The organism is Halobacillus sp. (assembly GCF_049282395.1).
In the GTDB taxonomy this organism is placed as follows: Bacteria; Bacillota; Bacilli; order Bacillales; family Halobacillaceae; genus Halobacillus.
Genome location: NZ_JBAPTY010000330.1, coordinates 1 through 2,179, shown reverse-complemented (window position 1 = coordinate 2,179; position 2,179 = coordinate 1). Strand labels below are relative to the sequence as shown.

Here is a 2,179-nt window from a genome sequence, read left to right as displayed (position 1 = left end):
TCCGAACAAACGACCAAAAGGATGTAACACGATCAGACACCACCTTTATACGATCGAGCTTATGCTCATTAATATTTTCCTTAAAAATTGAAATAGAAAAAGCGCCGCAGGCTTTTCGGCTGCTGCGCACATGTATGCCGTTTTAACTCTCTATCTATTTTATCATATTTATTCTAGTAAAAGTATCGTAAGGAAAGAAGAATTATTCATTTCCGTTGTCGAAAAAGCACAGATCACCAGATGATCAAGGCATTCAACAAGTATTATTTCTCATATAAGTTCAGTTGTTAGTAGCAGAATTCGTCGATATATTTTCCTGAAAAACACTGCTACTTATAGCTTACCGGTTCCTCAGTTTCCCTTCAAACAATAACTGTAAAATGAAAGCGCAGCCGTTGCCCGGCTCATTTTATGATCCAAAGTCAGGCAGGAATAAACGTGTTCCTGCTGAATATGTATCTTTGAAGGTTCTGCTTAAAAGGAGAAGTTTTTCTCAAGAAGGGGAACTAAATTTTATGACAACGAATCAGGGAGGAACCCATCATGCAAAAAACTTTCATCATTTTTTCTCATTCAGAGGCAGGGGTGAAAGCAAGCTAATCATTGATCCAATCGCTGCAAGCTTTTAACTCCTGCACCTATACCAGACGAACTACTGTATAGCAGGAGGATTATATTTTGCAAAAGAATACATTAGCCGCTCACAACATTCGTTTTTTATTTTGGGCCGAATTATTTGGAAGCGTGCGCTTCATCCAACCGGTACTTACACTTTTTTACTTTGAAAGAGGTCTCGATGAGTCATTAATTCTGCTTGTCTTAACTTTTTTCAGCATTGGAGTCCTTGCCGGTGAAATTCCGACCGGGGTACTGGCTGACCGCTACGGACCAAAAACAGCTTTTTTAATAGGATCGGCACTTGCTATAGTCAGTCATAGTCTATTACTCGTCGCCTTTGAACCCTGGGTGTTCTTCCTAAGCAGTTTTTTAACTGGGTTTGCCGCTACTTTTTTTAGTGGAGCAGACGAAGCCCTTATCTACGAATCTCTTAAACTTTCGAACGAAGAAAGATTTATGGATAAAGCGATCGGGCAAATTGGTTCAGCTACGTTTATCGTCTCGATCATAGCGGTTATGATAGGGGCTTTTATCGCTAAAGATTTAACGGAACAGCAATTTCAGCTGCTGATTGGATTAAGTCTGGTGTTTATGACGGTCCAGTTCTTTTTACTGCTGTCGATCAAAAACCCGCCCCAGCAAGAAGGGGATCAACAGCCGCCGCTCCGACAGATATGGGCAGGGGTAAAAGCAATCCGGAAAACCCCTCAAGTATTATGGATGTTTATGAACATATCGCTCGTATTTATACCCGCTACAGCGATATTTGAGAAATTCGATCAAAAACTGCTCGTCGATGCGGGCCTTCCGGTATACTGGATTGGAATCGTCTATGCAACCGCCGGTTTCATAGGTTTTATGGCTTCACGATCCATTGGATGGATGACAAGTAAAATGAGTCGTGTTCATTTACTGTTGGTCACAGGAATGCTCGCCGTAGCCGGGCTCACACTTGCGGCTTTATTTAACACGTACCTCTGGGTGATTCTTGGAGTGATCTTCATCTTAAAACTAGTGAGCGCCATTCGTTATCCGATTTATTCGCAACTATCCAATGACTTGATTCCATCTAACGTGCGGGCGACAACCATTTCATTGCTATCGCTGCTTGATTCTGGTTTTGATTTGCTGATTTTCACGACAGTCAGTGGAATCGCACTTGCTGGATTCACACCCATGTTTCTGGCCTGTGCCGTTATTGCTTTAATCGGTGTTTCCATTCCAATCCGACCGAAACGAATAACCTTTCATGGGTGAAATCTATTAATTTTGCATAGAAAACAGCCACTTCTTGAGGAATGGCTGTTTTTTTATGGAACTATTTTAAGACTTAAGTATATAGTGCTAAAGTTATAACAAATCCTCTGAGGTTAGCATATAAACTTCATACACTGGTTTATTACATTAAAATAACATCACATTATTACGAATCATGTAATATTCTCTTCCAATCCGCTATTTTCACAATCGTTTATCTGTTACACTTTAACGCTTTAAATTCGCTTCTGGGCACTATTCATTATTTTTAGAAAATTAAAAATAATATATTGATTAATTTTCT

The 2,179-nt window shown here is 39.9% G+C and carries 1 protein-coding gene; it reads left to right on the top strand.

All coding sequences use genetic code 11. The annotated features are described in order from the left end of the window. The first annotated feature begins 678 nt into the window (after positions 1–678). Positions 679–1,875 carry an MFS transporter gene (locus WAM07_RS13990; protein WP_422167799.1) on the top strand — a complete coding sequence of 399 codons (1,197 nt, stop codon included), beginning with the start codon at positions 679–681 and terminating at the stop codon, positions 1,873–1,875. The last annotated feature ends 304 nt before the right edge of the window (positions 1,876–2,179 follow it).